Source organism: Caulobacter endophyticus, from assembly GCF_029543245.1.
Lineage (GTDB): Bacteria > Pseudomonadota > Alphaproteobacteria > Caulobacterales > Caulobacteraceae > Caulobacter > Caulobacter endophyticus_A.
The window spans coordinates 26,182-43,056 of record NZ_JARQWV010000011.1 but is presented as its reverse complement, the minus strand read 5'-3'; the positions used below and the strand labels follow the sequence as shown (position 1 = coordinate 43,056).

The window sequence follows — 16,875 nt, the reverse complement described above, 5'->3', positions numbered from 1 at the left end:
AACCATTTGTCCTCATGGACAAATGCGGAGTCCATCTAGACAGAATCGCCAGTCCCCGGGCCAAGTCTCCGCGCGACGTCGCGGCGCTCCCAACCAGCCGCGCGCGCCTGGGGAGTCTGAGCATGAAATTCGCCGCCGTCCTGGCCGCCGCTGCCTCGTTGCTGGCCGTTTCCTCCGCCTTCGCCGCCGATCCCGTCCCGCCGCCCGGCCCGCAATGGCTGAAGGCGAAGGACGGCCGCATCGTCGACGAGACCGGCGCGCCGGTGATCCTGCGCGGCATGGGCTTAGGGGGCTGGATGCTGCAGGAGGGCTACATGCTGCGCCTCTCCAAGCTCGGCCAGGAGCACGTCATTCGCGGCAAGATCGCCGCCCTGGTCGGCCCCGAGCGTGAAGCGGCGATCCACACCGCCTGGCTCGACAACCACACCACCAAGGCCGACATCGACTACATGGCCGCCGCCGGCTTCAACTCGGTGCGCCTGCCGATGCACTACGCGCTCCTGACCCTGCCGGCCGACCAGGAGCCCGTTCCCGGCGCCGACACCTGGAAGGAGGACGGCTTCAGGCGCATCGACGACCTCCTGGCCTGGACCAAGGCCGCTGGCATGCACCTGATCCTGGACCTGCACGCCGCGCCGGGCGGGCAGGGCAATGACCTGGCCATCTCCGACCGAAATCCGGCCAAGCCCTCGCTGTGGGAAAGCCCCGAGAACCAGCGCAAGACCATCGCCCTCTGGAAGAAGCTCGCCGACCGCTACAAGGACGAGCCGGCCATCGGCGCCTACGACGTGCTCAACGAGCCCAACTGGGACTTCGACAAGCCGGCCACGAAGAACGGCTGCGGCGACGAGAAGCAGCAACTGCTCTGGGACTTCCAGCGCCGGGTCACCGCCGCCATCCGGCAGGTCGACCAGCGCCACCTGGTGATCATCGAGGGCAACTGCTGGGGCAACAACTACAAGGGCATGGGCAAGCCGTGGGACGGCAACATGGCCCTGTCGTTCCACAAGTACTGGAACCGCAACGACGAGGCCGCGCTCGAGCCGTTCCTGAAGCTGCGCGAGGAAACCGGCCTGCCGGTGTGGCTGGGCGAGTCGGGCGAGAACTCCAACGTCTGGTTCGCCGACGCCATCCGCCTCGTCGAGAGCCATGGCGTCGGCTGGGCCTTCTGGCCGCTGAAGAAGATCGGCTTCAATCAGCCCCTTCAGGTCGAGGTCGGCGCCGACTACGACGCCGTGGTCGCCACCCTTACGGGCGAGGCCAAGACGCCCGTCTCGGCCGACAAGGCCTATGCGGTCTTGATGAAGCTGGCCTCCCACGACGTGCGCTTCGAGAACAACACCGCCCATCCCGATGTGATCGACGCCATGCTGCGCCAGCCGCACGACGAGAGCGTCCGGCCGTTCAAGCCGCACCGCATCGCCGCCAGGGGCGGGACGATCAAGGCCGTCGACTACGACCTTGGCCCCATCGGCAAGGCCTATTGGGACAAGGACGCGGCCAACTACCACGTCGCCACCGGCGGCGAACGCACGCTCTGGAACAACGGCCGCACCTACCGCAACGACGGCGTCGATATCGCCCCCGACGGCAAGCGCGTCACCGACTTCACCGCCGGCGAATGGCTGCGCTACACGGTGACCGCCGACCGCGCGGGGACCTACGGCGTGAAGATCGCAGGGCAGGGGCCGATGACCGTGTCAGCCAACGGCGGCGCCGGCGTGGTCTCGGGCGGAACGGTACGGCTGCCGGCGGGGACCAACGTGCTGGTGCTGCGGTCCGACGGCGCGGCTGAGGTGACGTCGGTGAGCCTGAACGCTCTCCCATAGAGGTTCAGCGATCCAGATCCTCCCCCTGAAGGGGGAGGTGGCCCAGAGGGCCGGAGGGGGGGCGTTTTCAGCTTCCCAGATTGCTGGACCTTTCTCCGTAAAATCCCCGCGAAAGCGGGGACCCAGGCTTTGCCCCCCAATCGCCGCCTCCCTCGCCCTTGTGGCGAGGGCCCATGCTGGCGACCGCTCAGACCTGGGCCATCCAGCAAAGGTCTGAGCAGGCTGAGCGATGGATCCTCGCCACAAGGGCGAGGAAGGCGTGAATTGGGTTGGGCTCGGAAAGTGGCCCGGACGGGGATAGAGCAGCGTGGATCCCCGGCGATTGCCGAAAAAAGTTCCACGAACTCAACCGCTTGCAACTTTCTCATCCAATTCAATCAGACGCGCCGAAACCCGCCGCATAATCAAACCCGTCCCCGCCATGGGGAGGGCTCTTGGTACCGGCCCAAGCGTGGCGAGGACCGCATCGAGCGGGGCCGCTTGAAGCGTCGTGGGAAAAGGCGGGCTTGCAGGAGCGCTCAGAAGGCGTGAATGGGCCGCCAAGCCGTCCACGGCGCAACGAGCGGGTCGACAGGGCCGGGATCGTTCAAACCGGCCTAACAGGATCAGCCGAGGCTCGCGCCGGATTACCGCGGAGCTATTGGTCCTGCCCGTCCGAGGGACAGCCGGATCCAGGGTTGAAACAGCACCCGCGCCTTCGGCCCTTCGGAATAACGATGCGGCGGAGCGGTCGACGAAGCCGAAACGCTAAAACAAATCACGGTCCCCGGGCTCCGCCCGGCCGCTCCGCGCCTCCCCACCAGCTTTCGTGGATTGCCACGGGAGATCGCCTCTCCATGTCCCTCTCCCCTTGCGGGAGAGGGTGGCCTCGCGAAGCGAGGTCGGGTGAGGGGTCTCTCAGAACCGTCCGCGCGACCCCTCATCCGTCGCCTTCGGCGACACCTTCTCCCGCAAGGGGAGAAGGATCTAAGCGGAGAACCCCATGCCCAAGTCCAAACCCCCGCGCAGCCGCCTGCGCCGCGCCCCGAACGGCAAGGCGCTCAGCGGCGTAAATCAGCGGGTGATCGCCGCCTGCGACGACCATATCGCCTTCCTGCAGCGCATGCAGCGGCAGGTCGACCAGGTGGCGCTCAAAGCTCCGGCCGAGGAGGTGGCCAACTTTCGCGAAGAGACGAACGAAGGCATCCGTTGCTGGACGGCCGTTCGCGACATGCAATACGAGTTTCAGCGTGATCGATCGCCGGCTTGGCCTGGCATCGCCGAGGCGCTCAAGGCGCACGAGGCGGAGGAAGCCCGGCGTAAGCGCCGCTAGCGCTTGCCCAAGCCCGGGAACATCGCCGCCTCGCCGTCGAAGACGCCCAGATAGCCCAGCTCGCCGAGCAGCGGCGTCAGGTCTTCGAGCTTGTCGGCCTGGGCGCGGGCGGCGGCCAGTTCGCTGGGGCGGCCGGTCTGGTCGTGCAGGCGATAGACCGTCCACATCTTGCCCTTGGGGGCCGCGGCGCCCGGGGCGAGATAGCGGTGTTCCCAGCCCACCAGGGCCGGCGTGCGGCCGATCTCGACGTCGAACGGACGGTCGCGGAAGGCGAGATCCATCTCCAGTCGCGTGGCCTCGGCCAGGCGCTGGTCGAGCCAGGCCGCGAAGGCTTCCAGCACGGCGGCGGCCGACAACCCTTCGGGGTTGGCGACGACGTGGTTGCGGCTGGAAAGGGCTGCGGTCATGGCCGCATCAATAGGCCCGAAGGTCTGTCGGAACGGCTAAAGCTCTTGGTTTACTGGCGTTTACCGAGAGTTGTTGTTCTGGAGCGGATCGATGCTCATCCGGTCTTCGCCGCCAGATCCGTTCTTCCCCGCGAAGGCGGGGACCCAAGCGGAGACTGCGGGCGATCACACTCCGAGCTTCCTCCTGAACCACAGCTTGGATCCCCGCCTTCGCGGGGAAGCTCGGTGAGATAAGATCTGAGCTGCCCGAACGCCTGTCCGACCTAGCCCTCGGCCTCGGCCAGCTGTTCGGCCAGCTCCATCCACGCCGCCTCGGCCTCTTCCAGCTTGGCCTTGGCGTTGTCGCGGCGCTTTTCCAGCTCCGGAACCTTGGCCGGCGTCTTCACATAGAGCTGCGGATCGGCCAGCTGGGCTTCCAGTTCAGCCAGGTCGCGGGTCTTGCGGTTCATCACCTGCTCGGCGGCCTCGACCTTGCGGCGCAGGGGCTCGACGGCGACCTTCTTCGGGGCGGCGGGAGAAGCGGCTTCCGCCTTGGCCGGCTCGCGGGCCACCTGGGTGGGCTTCACCGCCTGCTTGGCGCGCTCGAGCACGAACTTGGCGTAGTCGTCCATGTCGCCATCGAACGGCACGACCTTGCCGTCGGCGGCCAGCCACAGGCGGTCGGCGACGAGCTCCATCAGCGAGCGGTCGTGGGTGATCAGCAGCACCGCGCCCTCGTAGTCGTTCAGCGCGTCGAGCAGGGCCCGGCGGCTGTCGATGTCGAGGTGGTTGGTCGGTTCGTCGAGGATCAGGACGTGCGGGGCGTCCATGGCCACCAGGTTCAGCAGCAGGCGGGCGCGTTCGCCGCCCGACAGGTTGGCCACCGTGGTGTCCTGCTTCTCGAAGGTCAGGCCCCATTGCGCCAGGCGCGAGCGGCGCGAGGATTCGCTGGCCTCGGGCATGGCCCGGCGCACGATCTCCAGCGGGGTGTCCTTGGGATCCATCGCCTCGATCTGATGCTGGTGGAACCAGCCGACCTTCATCTTCTTGTCGCGGTGCAGCTCGCCCTTCTGGATGTCCAGCGCGCCGGCGATCATCTTGGCGAAGGTCGACTTGCCCGCGCCGTTGACGCCGAGAAGACCGATGCGGTCGTCCAGGTCCATGCGCAGGTTGAGGTTCTTCAGGATGGCGCGACCGGCCTCGTAGCCGACGTCGGCCTTTTCCAGCCGGATCAGCGGCGGGGCCAGCGGCTTGGGCGGCGAGGGCAGGGTGAAGGGCGCGACGCGCTCCTCGATGGTGGTCGCCACCGGCTCCATCTTGGCCAGGCGCTTCATGCGCGACTGGGCCTGGGCGGCCTTGGAGGCCTTGGCCTTGAAGCGGTCGACGAAGGCCTGCAGGTGGGCGCGCTCGGCGTCCTGCTTGGCCTTGGCCGACAGTTGCAGCCGGGCCTTCTCGGCGCGGCGCTTCTCGAAGTCGTCGTAGCCGCCGACATAGAGCTCCAGCTTGCCGCCGGCCAGGTGCAGCATGTGCGTGCAGCTGTTGTTGAGCAGCTCGCGGTCGTGGCTGACGATCAGGGCGGTGTGCGGATACTTCTTCAGCCGCGCTTCCAGCCAGAGGGCGCCTTCCAGGTCGAGATAGTTGGTCGGTTCGTCGAGCAGCAGCATGTCGGGCTCGGCGAACAGCGCGGCCGCCAGGGCCACGCGCATGCGCCAGCCGCCCGAGAACTCGCTCATCGGCCGGGCCAGGTCGTCCTGGGTGAAGCCCAGGCCGACCAGGATTTCCGAGGCCCGGGCCGGAGCCGAATCCGCGTCGATCTCGATCAAGCGCCCCCAGATCTCGCCCATCTCCTCGGGGGCGGCGGTTTCCAGGCGGGTCGTCAGGGCGTGGCGCTCCTCGTCGGCCTCCAGCACCGTGTCGAGCAGGGTGACGGGCGTGGCCGGGTGCTCCTGGTCCACCGAACCGATGCGGGCGTTCCTGGGCAGGCTGATCTCGTCGTCACCGGCCGTCAGTTGGCCGAGGATCAGCTTGAACAGGGTCGACTTGCCTACCCCGTTGCGGCCGATCAGGCCGACCTTCGCGCCCGGAGGCAGGCTGACGGTCGCCTTTTCGAAGAACCGGCGTCCCCAGGCGTCGAAAGTAAGGTCGTTGATCTGAAGCATCTGGGAACGCGGGGTTGGCGGGGAGGAGGCGCACGGCTATAAGCCCGCAACCTCCCAATTCACAAACTTTCTCTGTGAGATTTTCGGAATGACCGAACGTACCTTCTCGATCATCAAGCCCGACGCGACCCGCCGCAACATCACCGGCAAGATCAACGCCGTGATCGAGGAAGCTGGTCTGCGCATCGTCGCCCAGCGTCGCGTCCACCTGACCGAAGCTCAGGCCAAGAAGTTCTACGAAGTCCACGCCGAGCGCCCGTTCTACGGTGAACTCGTCGCCCAGATGACCGCCGAGCCGGTCGTCGTGCAGGTCCTGGAAGCCGAAGGCGCCGTGGCCAAGTACCGTGAAGTCATGGGCGCCACGAACCCGGACAACGCCGCCGAGGGCACCATCCGCAAGCTGTTCGCCCTGTCGATCGGCGAAAACTCGGTCCACGGTTCGGACAGCCTCGAGAACGCCGGCATCGAAATCGCCCAGTTCTTCACCGACGCCGACATCGTCGGCTAAGGCTTCCGGGCTTTAGGTTATGAAAAGGCCGGCGGGGCGACCCGCCGGCCTTTTTGTTTTTGGGGCGGTGAGAGAGCTTTTCGCATCCCCCAACTGCTTTCCTCGCCCTTGTGGCGAGGACCCATGTTCGAGCGATCTCAGACCTTGGCCGTCAAAGCTCGGAGGTAGGCGCTGGTCCTGAATTTTCTGAGCAGGCGGACGCATGGATCCTCGCCACAAGGGCGAGGAAGGCGAACGTTGGTGTCGGCTGGGGCCAAACCCTAAGCCAGCCCCGGATACAGATCGTCCCAGAACGGATTCGTCCGCTCGATCAGGTTGATCTTCCACTGCCTAGGCCAACGCTTCAGCGACCGTTCCCGTTGGAACGCCGTGCCCATGTCGTCTTGAGGTTCGTACCAGACGAGGCGTTTGAGCCCGTACTTCTTCGTGAAGCCTGGGATCAGTCCCTCGCGATGTTCCCAAATCCGGCGTGTCAGATACCCGGTCGCACCGATGTAGAGCGTCTCTAGGCGCTCGTTGGCCATGATGTAGACGGCGATGTAGCGCTCTTCGCTAGGCATGCGGGGAGCGTGGAGCAGTGGCCGAAAAGAAGGCCAGCGGAAAAGCCGGTGTTTTCGTCTCGCTTAGCTCTCAACCGCTTTCCTCGCCCTTGTGGCGAGGATCCATGGTGGAGCGTTCTCAAAAATTGGAGGATGGAACTGGGCGGTCAGCGCCTGTCCCGAAGCAACTGAGCATTCGGACACATGGGTCCTCGCCACAAGGGCGAGGAAAGCAAAGAAGTGGAAGGGCAAGAGTTGGGGCCCTTTAAAGCCCCTGCACAAACTCCGCCAGCACCGCCGGATAGAGCTTGTGCTCTTCCACCAGCACCCTTGCGGCCAGGGCGTGATCGTCGTCGCCGGTCTCGATGGCCACCCGGGCCTGGCCCAGGATCGGGCCCTCGTCGACGCCGGCCGTGACCAGGTGCACGGTGCAGCCGGCCTCGGCCTCGCCTGCGGCGATGGCGCGGGCGTGGGTGTCGAGGCCTGGATATTTGGGCAGCAGGGAAGGGTGGATGTTCAGCATGCGGCCTTCCCAGGCGTCGACCAGGAACGGCGTCAGGATCCGCATGTAGCCGGCCAGGGCGATGACCTCGATCCCGCGCTCACGTAAGGCGCTGTCGACCGCGCGTTCATGGGCCTCGCGGTCCTTGCCGAAGGGCTTGCTCTCGACGCAAAGCGCCTCGATCCCGGCGGCCTGGGCCGTGGCGAGACCGCCGGCGTCGGCCTTGTTGGCCAGCACCAGAGCGATCTCGAACGGGCAGTCCGGGGCCTGGGCGGCGCGGACCAGGGCTTCCATGTTGGAGCCCCGGCCCGAGATCAGGGCGGCGACCTTGGTCTTGGCCGACATCAGGCCTTGGCCAGCTGGCCGCAGACGAAGGCGTCTTCACCGGCGTTCAGCAGGGCGGCCAGCACCGGCTCGACGTCCGACTGGGCGACGATCAGGATGAAGCCGACGCCGCAGTTGAAGGTCCGGCGCAGTTCGTGGGCGTCGATCTGGCCGACTTCCTGCAGCCACTCGAACACGGGCGGCAGCGGCCAGGCGTTCCAGTCGAATTCCGGAACCAGACCCTCGGCGATGCAGCGCGGCGGGTTCTCGATCAGGCCGCCGCCGGTGATGTGCGCCCCGCCTTTCACTCGCCCCGACTGAAGGAGGGGCAGGATCGACTTCACATAGATGCGGGTCGGGGCCATCAGGGCCTCGGCCAGCGTCTTGCCTTCCTCGAAGGGGCAGGGGGCGTCCCAGGCCAGGCCCGAGCGCTCGACCACGCGGCGCACCAGCGAATAGCCGTTCGAGTGCGGGCCCGACGAGCCGATGCCGATGATCACGTCGCCGGCCCGCTGCTTGTCCAGCTTGGGCAGGACGCCGTCGCGCTCGACCGCGCCGACCGAGAAGCCGGCCAGGTCGTACTCGCCGTCGCTGTACATACCGGGCATTTCGGCGGTCTCGCCGCCGACCAGGGCCGCGCCGGCCAGCTTGCAGCCTTCGGCGATGCCGGCGACGACGCTCTTGGCGGTCTCGACGTCCAGCTTGCCGGTGGCGAAGTAGTCCAGGAACATCAGCGGCTCGGCGCCCTGGGCCAGCAGGTCGTTGACGCACATGGCCACCAGATCGATGCCGACCGTGGCGTGCATGCCAGCGTCGATGGCGATGCGCAGCTTGGTGCCGACGCCGTCGGTGGTGGTCACCAGCAGGGCGTCCTCGTAGCCGGCGGCCTTGAGGTCGAACAGCGCGCCGAAGCCGCCGAGGCTGGCTTCCGCGCCCGGACGGCGAGTCGCCTTGGCCAGCGGCTTGATCGCGTCGACGAGGGCGTTGCCGGCATCGATGTCGACGCCCGCCTGGGCGTAGGTCAGGCCGCCGGCTTGGTCGGTCTTCGGATCGCTCATCGGGTCGCTCATCTGTGGTTCCAGGCCCTCGGCGACCCTTGTTCGGCGCTTTGGGACAGAAAAGTGGCTGCTCCGCAACGCTTGACGCTTGCAGACTCGGGGGTGCGCGAGGCTATTAGCAGCCGATGACGCCGATCACCACCACCGCCGAGCTGGCGGAGTTCTGTAATGGTTTGAAGGGGCAGCCCTTCATCGCCGTGGACACCGAGTTCATGCGCGAGACCACCTATTGGCCCAAGCTCTGCCTGATTCAGGTTGCTTCGCCCGTTTCCGACGCGGTGATCGACCCGCTGGCCGAGGGCCTCGACCTCGAGCCGCTGCTCGAACTGATGCGCGACGAGACCCTCTTGAAGGTGTTCCACGCCGCCCGTCAGGACGTCGAGATCTTCAATAATCTGAAGGCGATGCCCACGCCTCTGTTCGATACCCAGGTGGCCGGCATGGCCGCGGGTTTCGGCGAGCAGATCGCCTATGACGCCCTCGTGCGCCAGATGCTGAAGATCGAGATCGACAAGTCGAGCCGCTTCACCGACTGGGCGCGCCGTCCGCTGACCGACGCCCAGCTGGCCTACGCCCTGGCCGACGTGACGCACCTGGCGCGCCTGTTCCCGGTGCTGCGCGATCGCCTCCAGGAATCAGGCCGCCTGGCCTGGGTCGAGGAGGAGATGAAGGCCCTGAGCGATCCGGCCGCCTACGATGTCGACCCCGAGAAGGCCTGGCGCCGCCTGCGTCCGCGCAAGACGCAAGCCAAGTACCTGGCCGTCTTCAAGTCGGTCTCGGCCTGGCGCGAGCGCACCGCCCAGCAGCGTGATCAGCCGCGCGGCCGCATCCTCAAGGACGAGGCCATCGACGAGCTGGCCACCCAGGCCCCGACCTCGCTGGAGGGGCTCAATACCCTGCGCGGCGTGCCCAAGGGCTTCGGCGGCAGCAAGTTCGGCCCCGACCTGATCGCCGCGATCAAGGCCGCCCTGGCCGATCCCGAGGGCTACGCCCCCGTGGTCGACAAGCCCGGTCCGCCGCCGCCGCCCTCGGCCGGCGCCGTGGTCGAGCTGCTGAAGGTGCTGCTCAAGGCTCGCGCCGAGGAAGCCGGCGTGGCCTCCAAGCTGATCGCCACCGTTTCGGATCTCGAGAAGATCGCGGCCGACGACGAAGCCGACACCCCGGCCCTCCAGGGCTGGCGTCGCGAGGCCTTCGGCAGCGACGCCCTGAAGATCAAGCGGGGCGAACTGGCCCTGGTGCTCGACGGGATCAAGGTCCGCGTCGTCGAAGTCCGCCGGACCCCGCGTTCGGCCTGACCTCGGTGCGATTTCAGTCGGCGGCGCGACTCAAAAGGGTTGCGCCGTCCGCCATCCGGCGTGAAGTGCAGCGGCTGTCTTTGTGCAAGACGGCACAGCTGCCTTATGGTCGACATGCTTTGAAAAACGATTGTTGATCTCCGGGCGCTATAAGCGTCGCGGGGGTAATCGGCTGTGGGGACGGCCGAAGACTGGGGAACTTGGTCGAGTTGGCGTACGCGGAACAGGAACCGTGGCTGGTCAGGGCCGCGCGTAGTTATGTGAGGCCCGCCAAGGCCCTGCGGCAGCAGATTCCGCTGCGTCTCTTCGTCATCGCGATGGTTTGCGCGGCGATCGGCCTGGCCCCGCGATTTTCCTTCATGCTGCCGTGGGCGTTCGCCTGCCTTGCGGCGCAAGGGCTTCAGGCCCTGGCCCTGCGCGCTTTCGAGGGAAATCAGCGCCGCTGGATTTTTGCTTGCCTGGGCGCCGACTTCCTGCTGGCCGTCGCCTTTGGCTGGCTGGCGGTGCCGCTCTGGCGGACTGGCCTGCCGGCCGGCGCGGCGGGCGGGGCGCTGCTGCTGGCCGGATCGGTCATGACCGCCCTGATGGGCGCTAAGGGCTCGCGCCTGGCCTTCGCGGTCACCGCCACGCCGCATCTGAGCTATCTGTTCGCCGCGCCGATCCTGGCCGGCAACCACGAAGACGTCGGCGTGAAGGCCTTCCTGATCGGAAGCGGGCTGATGGTGCTGGTGACCTCGCTCGTCTTCGGCTGGTCGCGCCAGACCCTGCTGGCCGAGCGTGAGGCCCGCGCCGCCGCCGAGATCCGTCGCGAGCAGGCCGTGGCGGCCGACGCCGCCAAGAGCGCCTTCGTCGCCATGGTCAGCCATGAGCTGCGCACGCCGCTCAGCGCGATACTGGCCGGCGCCGGCGAAATCGCCCGTGGTTCGCGCGGCCAGGCCAAGGGCAAGGCCGAGCTGATCGCTGACGCGGGCGTGATGATGCGGGCGCTGCTCAACGACCTTCTCGACCTGTCCAAGATCGAGGCCGGGCGGATGACGGTGGAGTCGATCGATTTCGCGCCGCGGACCTTGATCTGCGACACCCTGCGCTTCTGGCGGGCCGAGGCGCGCGACAAGGGCCTGGCCTTACGCTTCAAGGGTGGGCGTCATCTGCCCAGATGGATCAAGGGCGACCCGGTGCGTCTGCGCCAGGTGCTCAACAACCTGCTCTCCAACGCCATCAAGTTCACGCCCGAGGGCCGGGTCTGCGTAGAACTGGCCATGGAGCCGCGCACCGAAGGCGGCCTACTGCTGAACCTGGCGGTGACCGACACCGGTCCGGGTCTGGGTCCCGAGCAGATGGCGCGCCTGTTCACGGCCTATGACCAGTTGGGCGCCGACACCGCCCGGACCTTCGGCGGCACGGGGCTTGGCCTGGCCATCAGCCGTGATCTGTCCCGCCTGATGGGCGGCGACCTGACCGCGGTCTCGGCCGAGGGATCTGGGGCTCGCTTCGTGCTGACCTTGCCGGCCCCGGTCGGCGAGGAGCCGCCGGCGCCGGAACCGCTGGACGCGTCAGCCGAGGGCTTTTCCGACATGCCGACGGTGCTGGTCGTCGACGACCACGAGATCAACCGCCGCACGCTGGCCCAGGTGCTGGAAGCCTTCGGGCTGGAGGTCGCCCTGGCCGCCGACGGTGAGACGGCGCTGCAACTCGCCGGCGAGACCCGCTTCGACGCCATACTGATGGACGTCAACATGCCCGGACTCGACGGCCTGGACACCACGCGCCGCCTGCGCGCCGAGGGCCTGAACCAGGCCACGCCGGTGATCGCCGTCACCGGCGCGGTGGCCGAGGGCGACATCGCCGCCTGCCGCGCAGCCGGCATGCAGGACTTCGTCGAAAAACCGTTCGAGGTGACCGCGCTCTACACCGTGCTGGTGCGCGTGCTGGGCGGCGAGGAAACCGCCTAGCTGGTGATGTGGCTGAAGGTCTCGATGGCCGCCATGAGCAGGGCCGACAGGACCACGCCGTGATAGGCCGCGCCAAGCACGACCGTCCGCCGTACCGACCACCCACGCTTCGCACCGAAGGCGGCTGCGACCTCGCGCTGTAACTGCCTGGCGGGGCTGTCCACGGGGGTCGCGCAAGCGCCTGCCAACCGAACCACTTCGGGTGTCGCCGGCGGTTGCCGAGCCGCTTCGATGCTATCGTGAACGTCGTAGGCGACCTGCTTCTGCATGTCGGTTTTCTCCCCGTGCTGAGGGGGAAAGCTTCGGCTTGGCGTGGCTAACAAACCATGCTGAAAGAACGGCGTTCGCCTGCGGCTCGCTGTCGCGGCCTAGAGCGGCAGGACCTTCAGTTTCAGGCCCAGAACCTGAGCCAGAGAGCCGGCTCGTTTGGCGGTCTGTTCGCCCAGCAGCAGGGCCGCATAGCCCGGCTCGGCCGACAGCTGGACGTCGGCCTTTTCGATCGCCAGCCGCGAACGTGACAGCAGGGCCGGGCTACGCCCCGACAGGTCGCAGCCCAGTCGGATCGCCGCGCCCAGGGCCCGGGCGCGCTTGAGGCGGGCCGGGGTCAGCAAGCGCTCCAGGACCTGCATCTCCGGCGGATTGAACGGCGTCGAATGGCGCGCGAAGGCGGCGGCGGCCAGGAAGGCGCGCTCCACATGGGTCTGGCCGGCGATCGGCGCGCGCAGCACCTGCTCGAAGACGAGGTCGGCGCGATGGTCCGGATGCAGGCGCGCACCCAGGTCGGCCAGGCGGCAGGCCGCGGCCGTCAGCACCGCGTCGCGGCCGTCGAACAGGGGCTCCAGCTTGGCGAAGGCCGGCTCCAGCCAGGCCTGCAAGGCCACGCCCAGATCGTCGGCCACGCCCTGGCGGGCGGTCAGCGAGGCGCAGCCTTCGATCAGCGGATCCAGGCCCCGCACGCGCGGCGCCATGGCTTCGAAAAGCAGGCCCTCGCGAACGCCGAAGGCCGAGATCTCGATGCGCTTGAGGTCCAGGCGCTCGATCAGGCTCTCCAGCACCTCGGCGGCGTAGGGCAGGGTCTCGATGCGCTTCCTGGACATGCCCTCGATGCGCTCGAGCGAACTTCTGGACTGGTGCGAGACCAGGCGCGCGGCCTCCAGGGCCTCGCTGCGGCCGATCTCGTACTGGTGCACCACCTGAAGCGGGTAGCCCGACAGCCGCATGTGCAGCAAAGCCAGGTTGCGCCAGGCGCCGCCCACGGCGTGGAAGGCGTCGGCCTTGAACACCTCGGCCACCGGCGCCAGGCGCTGGGCGGCCAGGCGCCGCACGCGCTCGGCGTCGAAGCCCTCTGTCAGGCCCAGGCTGAACGGACCCAGCGGCAGGGTCACGCCCTGGCCGGCGCCGGTCGGCTCCAATCGAACCAGTTCCAGGCTGGCGCCGCCCAGGTCGCCGACCACGCCGGTGGCGTCGGGAGCGCCGGCCAGCACGCCGAGCGCGGCGTAGCGGGCCTCTTCCTCGCCGGAGAGCACGCGGATGGTCAGGCCGGTCTCTTCGGCGACGCGCTTGACGAAGGCGGGGCCGTCGGAGGCCTCGCGCACGGCGGCGGTGGCGGCGACGAAGGTCTCGGCCGGCTGCACGGCCTCCAGCACCGCCTTGAAGCGCTTCAGCGCCGCCAGGGTCTGGGTGACGCCGTCAGGCGCCAGGCGGCCTTTGGAGCCGAGCTCACGGCCAAGGCCGGCCAGCACCTTCTCGTTGAAGACGGTCCAGATGGCGCGACCTTCCAGCCGGTACACCACCAGGCGGACCGAGTTGGAGCCGATATCGATCACGGCCGCGTCGCGCGGCGCCGAGAGAGGCATGAGGCTGGTTTAACGCATTCGTCGCGCAGGGGAAGCAGCGGCCTTGGACGAAACTGTCACGAAAGCCGTCGCTCCCCAGTTTTTCAGCGCTTGCGCTTGGGGCCGACGTGATCGAAGGCGCGCGGCAGGTCCTGCACGTGATGGCCGCGGCCCGACAGGCTGGGATTGGTCATGAAGTACTCGTGGGCCGAGAACGCCCCCTTGCTGTCCCAGGCCGGATCGCGAGCGTAGTGGCCCTCGCTGTCGAGGCGCCAGCTCTGGGCCTCGTCGTTGAGGTTGGCGACCATGATCTGGCTCAGCACCTGCTGGTGCACGGTCGGGTTCTCGATCGGCACTAGGCTTTCCACCCGGCGGTCTAGGTTGCGGGGCATCCAGTCGGCCGAGCTGATGAAGGCGCGGGTCTGGGCGCTGGGCATGTCGGCCCCGTTGGCGAAGGCCACGACGCGGGCGTGTTCCAGAAAGCGGCCGACGATCGACTTGACCCGGATGTTCTCCGACAGGCCCGGAATGCCCGGGCGCAGGCAGCAGATGCCCCGCACCACGAGATCGATCTGCACGCCGTCCTGGCTGGCGGCGTAGAGGGCGTCGATGATCTGCGGGTCGACCACGGCGTTCATCTTGGCCCAGATGCCGGCCGGCTTGCCGGCGCGGGCGTTGGCGGCCTCGGCGGCGATCATGGCCAGCAGGTCGGGCTTCAGCGTCTGGGGCGAGAACGACAGCTTCTCCAGCGCGCCGGGCTGGGCGTAGCCGGTGATGAAGTTGAACAGCTTGCCGCCGTCGCGGCCCATGGCCGGGTCGCAGGTGAACAGGGAAAGGTCGGTGTAAACCCGCGCCGTCTGCGGGTGATAGTTGCCGGTGCCGAAGTGGCAGTAGGTGCGCAGGGCCTCGCCCTCGCGCCGCACCACCACCGACAGCTTGGCGTGGGTTTTCCAGTCGACGAAGCCGAACACCACGTGCACGCCGGCCCGTTCGAGGTCGCGCGCCCACTTCAGGTTATTTTCCTCGTCGAACCGCGCCTTGATCTCGACCAGGGCGGTGACGTTCTTGCCGTTGTCGGCCGCTTCGATCAGGGCCGCCACGATCGGGCTGTCCTTCGACGTTCGATACAGCGTCTGCTTGATGGCCAGCACGTTCGGGTCGCGGGCGGCCTGGCGGATGAACTGCACCACCACGTCGAAGCTCTCGAACGGATGGTGGACGAGGATGTCCTTCTCGCGGATTGCCGCGAAGCAGTCACCGCCGTGATCGCGCACCCGTTCGGGGAAGCGGGCGTTGTAGGGCTTGAACTTCAGGTCCGGGCGATCAGGCGGGATCAACTCGCTCATCTGGGCCAGACCCAGCTTGCCGTCGACCAGCACCACGTCTTCGGGTTCGGCGCGCAGGCCCTCGATGATGAATTCGCGAAGGTCGGCGGGCATGGTGGTCTGGATCTTCACCCGCACCACGCGGCCGAGGCGGCGCTTCTTCAGGCGCGCCTCGAACTCGCGCACCAGATCTTCGGCCTCTTCCTCGATCTCCAGGTCGCTGTCGCGGATCAGGCGGAACAGGCCGCGGCCCTCGACCTCGTAGCCGGGGAACAGGTGGTCGAGGAACAGGATGATGAAGCTTTCCAGCGCCACGATCTTGCGCTCGCGCTTGCGGCCGCGGGCGGTGCTGGCGATCTCCCAGAAGCGCTGAACCTGGTTGGGGATCGGGGCCAGGGCGTAGAGGTGCTTGTCGTCGGCGATCCGGCGCAGTTTCAGCGCCAGGCAGAAGCCCAGGTTCGGGATGAACGGGAACGGGTGGGCCGGGTCGACCGCCAGCGGCGTCAGCACCGGGAAGATGCGCGACTTGAAGATCTCCTCGGCGCGCTCGCGGTCGGCGCCGACGATGTCCTTGGCGTCCAGCAGCTTCAGGCCCTCGGCCCACAGCTCGGCGCGCACCTCGCGCCAGATCTTCTGCTGCTCGCTCATCAGCTCGAAAGCCGAGGCGTTGATGCGGGTCAGCTGCTCGCCCGGCGTCAGGCCGTCCTGGCTGACCACGCGCACGCCCTCGCGCACCTGGCCCTTCAGACCGGCCACGCGGACCATGTAGAATTCATCGAGGTTATTGGCGCTGATCGACAGGAAGCGCAGGCGCTCCAGCAGCGGGTGGCGCGGATTGCCGCTTTCCTCGAGCACGCGCTGGTTGAAGGCCAGCCACGACAGTTCGCGATTGAAGAACCGCTCGGGCGAGGCCAGCAGATCCTCGTCCAGCGTCAGGCGCGCGCGATCCTCGGGCGCGGTCTCCGCCTTGTGAAGGGCGGGCGCGAGGGCGGCGGCGTCTGTCATCGTCTACTCCGGGGCAATGCCCGGCATGGTGGACGAGCCCGATGACAGCCGCAAGACAAACAGGGATTTGTTCAAGAAAAGCCGGGCTTTCGGCTGGTCTTGTCTAGTCCTCGAACGCGTCGTCCTCGCCGAAGGCCAGCACCTGGGCGACGAAGGCGCGGGTGATGCCGCGATTGCCTTCCGAGGCGGCCTCGTCGAGCAGCGCCACCAGGGCCACGGCTTCCGGCGCGCTGCGCGGAATGCGACGCAGCAGATAGGCGTAGACGTCGTCGGCGGGCCGGATCAGGCGGTCGGCGAAGGCGCGGCGCAGCACGGCCTCCAGCACCACGTCGTCGGGCTCGTCGATGACGGCGGCGGTCATGGCGTTCAGGCGCGAGCGCAGGTCCGGCACGATCGTCGGCCATTCCAGAGGCGCGGCCTGGGCGGTCAGCAGCAGGCTGCCGCCGTCGACGCCGGCCATGTTCAAGAGGTGGAACAGATCCTCGTCCGACACCACGCCGCCCAGGGCGCGGCGGTCAGCGTTCTCCACCAGCACGGCGCGACCGCGCAGGGCCGGCAGGTTCAGCGGCGCCTGGTGAGGATCGGTGGCGTCGATGATCACCGCGCCGGCCTCCGCGGCCCAGGCGCGGGCCAGGTGGGTCTTGCCGCTGCCCGACGGGCCGATCAGCGCCAGACGACCGTTCGGCCATTCCGGCCACGTATCGATGGCGCGCACGGCGTCTTCGTTCGCCGGTGAGACGGCGAAGTCGGCCCGCTCGAAGGTGGGCAGGCGTTCCAACGGCAATTTCAGCTGGCTCAAGGTCGTCGCGAAGTCACATGGTGAATGGGTAGGCAAGGTATAGGCCG

The 16,875-nt window shown here is 67.9% G+C and carries 14 protein-coding genes and 1 pseudogene; 5 read left to right on the top strand and 10 right to left on the bottom strand.

What is annotated here, in order from left to right; translation table 11 throughout:
* Positions 1-122: 122 nt before the first annotated feature.
* Positions 123-1,829, top strand: a complete 1,707-nt coding sequence (locus P7A99_RS12115; RefSeq protein WP_277794112.1) for a cellulase family glycosylhydrolase — start codon at positions 123-125, stop codon at positions 1,827-1,829.
* A gap of 839 nt (positions 1,830-2,668) precedes the next feature.
* On the opposite strand, the pseudogene P7A99_RS25205 reads toward P7A99_RS12115, so the two are convergent.
* Positions 2,669-2,795, bottom strand: a pseudogene (locus tag P7A99_RS25205) (hypothetical protein); the annotation flags it as partial.
* Positions 2,796-2,811: 16 nt separating this feature from the next.
* On the opposite strand from P7A99_RS25205, the gene P7A99_RS12110 reads away from it, so the two are divergent.
* Positions 2,812-3,141, top strand: a complete 330-nt coding sequence (locus tag P7A99_RS12110) for a hypothetical protein (RefSeq protein WP_277794111.1) — start codon at positions 2,812-2,814, stop codon at positions 3,139-3,141.
* Here the strand turns inward: P7A99_RS12110 and P7A99_RS12105 are convergent.
* Positions 3,138-3,548, bottom strand: coding sequence for a hypothetical protein (locus P7A99_RS12105; protein WP_277794110.1), 411 nt, complete (start codon positions 3,546-3,548; stop codon positions 3,138-3,140). The genes P7A99_RS12110 and P7A99_RS12105 overlap by 4 nt on opposite strands.
* A gap of 263 nt (positions 3,549-3,811) precedes the next feature.
* On the bottom strand, positions 3,812-5,686 hold the full coding sequence (locus tag P7A99_RS12100) for an ABC-F family ATP-binding cassette domain-containing protein (protein ID WP_277794109.1): 1,875 nt from the start codon (positions 5,684-5,686) through the stop codon (positions 3,812-3,814).
* Between the two features lie 88 nt (positions 5,687-5,774).
* Here P7A99_RS12100 and ndk point away from each other — a divergent pair, with 88 nt between their 5' ends.
* Complete coding sequence (ndk, locus tag P7A99_RS12095; RefSeq protein ID WP_109101871.1) at positions 5,775-6,194, top strand: nucleoside-diphosphate kinase; 420 nt, start codon at positions 5,775-5,777, stop codon at positions 6,192-6,194.
* A 260-nt stretch (positions 6,195-6,454) separates the two neighbouring features.
* On the opposite strand, the gene P7A99_RS12090 is transcribed toward ndk, so the two are convergent.
* The 3 genes from P7A99_RS12090 to purM form a co-directional block, all read right to left on the bottom strand.
* Positions 6,455-6,754 (bottom strand): GIY-YIG nuclease family protein, encoded by a 300-nt coding sequence (locus P7A99_RS12090; RefSeq protein ID WP_277794108.1) that lies wholly within the window; start codon positions 6,752-6,754, stop codon positions 6,455-6,457.
* A gap of 244 nt (positions 6,755-6,998) precedes the next feature.
* Positions 6,999-7,580, bottom strand: a complete 582-nt coding sequence (gene purN / locus P7A99_RS12085; protein ID WP_277794107.1) for a phosphoribosylglycinamide formyltransferase — start codon at positions 7,578-7,580, stop codon at positions 6,999-7,001.
* On the bottom strand, positions 7,580-8,617 hold the full coding sequence (gene purM / locus P7A99_RS12080; RefSeq protein ID WP_277794211.1) for a phosphoribosylformylglycinamidine cyclo-ligase: 1,038 nt from the start codon (positions 8,615-8,617) through the stop codon (positions 7,580-7,582). Before purM ends, purN begins: the two co-directional genes overlap by 1 nt.
* Before the next feature lie 125 nt (positions 8,618-8,742).
* Between purM and rnd the strand changes: the two genes are divergently transcribed.
* Together rnd and P7A99_RS12070 are read left to right on the top strand one after the other, a co-directional pair.
* A complete protein-coding gene (rnd, locus tag P7A99_RS12075; RefSeq protein ID WP_277794106.1) occupies positions 8,743-9,912 on the top strand; it encodes a ribonuclease D in 1,170 nt (389 codons plus the stop codon).
* Positions 9,913-10,121: 209 nt separating this feature from the next.
* Complete coding sequence (locus P7A99_RS12070) at positions 10,122-11,864, top strand: response regulator (RefSeq protein WP_277794105.1); 1,743 nt, start codon at positions 10,122-10,124, stop codon at positions 11,862-11,864.
* Here P7A99_RS12070 and P7A99_RS12065 read toward each other — a convergent pair.
* The 4 genes from P7A99_RS12065 to P7A99_RS12050 all read right to left on the bottom strand — a co-directional run bounded on the left by P7A99_RS12065 (position 11,861) and on the right by P7A99_RS12050 (position 16,807).
* The gene (locus P7A99_RS12065; RefSeq protein ID WP_277794104.1) at positions 11,861-12,133 is read right to left on the bottom strand and encodes a hypothetical protein; all 273 of its coding nucleotides are present in this window, start codon (positions 12,131-12,133) and stop codon (positions 11,861-11,863) included. The genes P7A99_RS12070 and P7A99_RS12065 overlap by 4 nt on opposite strands.
* A gap of 99 nt (positions 12,134-12,232) precedes the next feature.
* Complete coding sequence (locus P7A99_RS12060; RefSeq protein ID WP_277794103.1) at positions 12,233-13,720, bottom strand: Ppx/GppA phosphatase family protein; 1,488 nt, start codon at positions 13,718-13,720, stop codon at positions 12,233-12,235.
* A gap of 83 nt (positions 13,721-13,803) precedes the next feature.
* A complete protein-coding gene (locus P7A99_RS12055) occupies positions 13,804-16,029 on the bottom strand; it encodes an RNA degradosome polyphosphate kinase (RefSeq protein WP_277794102.1) in 2,226 nt (741 codons plus the stop codon).
* A 103-nt stretch (positions 16,030-16,132) separates the two neighbouring features.
* Positions 16,133-16,807, bottom strand: a complete 675-nt coding sequence (locus P7A99_RS12050; protein ID WP_277794101.1) for a chromosomal replication initiator DnaA — start codon at positions 16,805-16,807, stop codon at positions 16,133-16,135.
* Positions 16,808-16,875 lie beyond the last annotated feature (68 nt).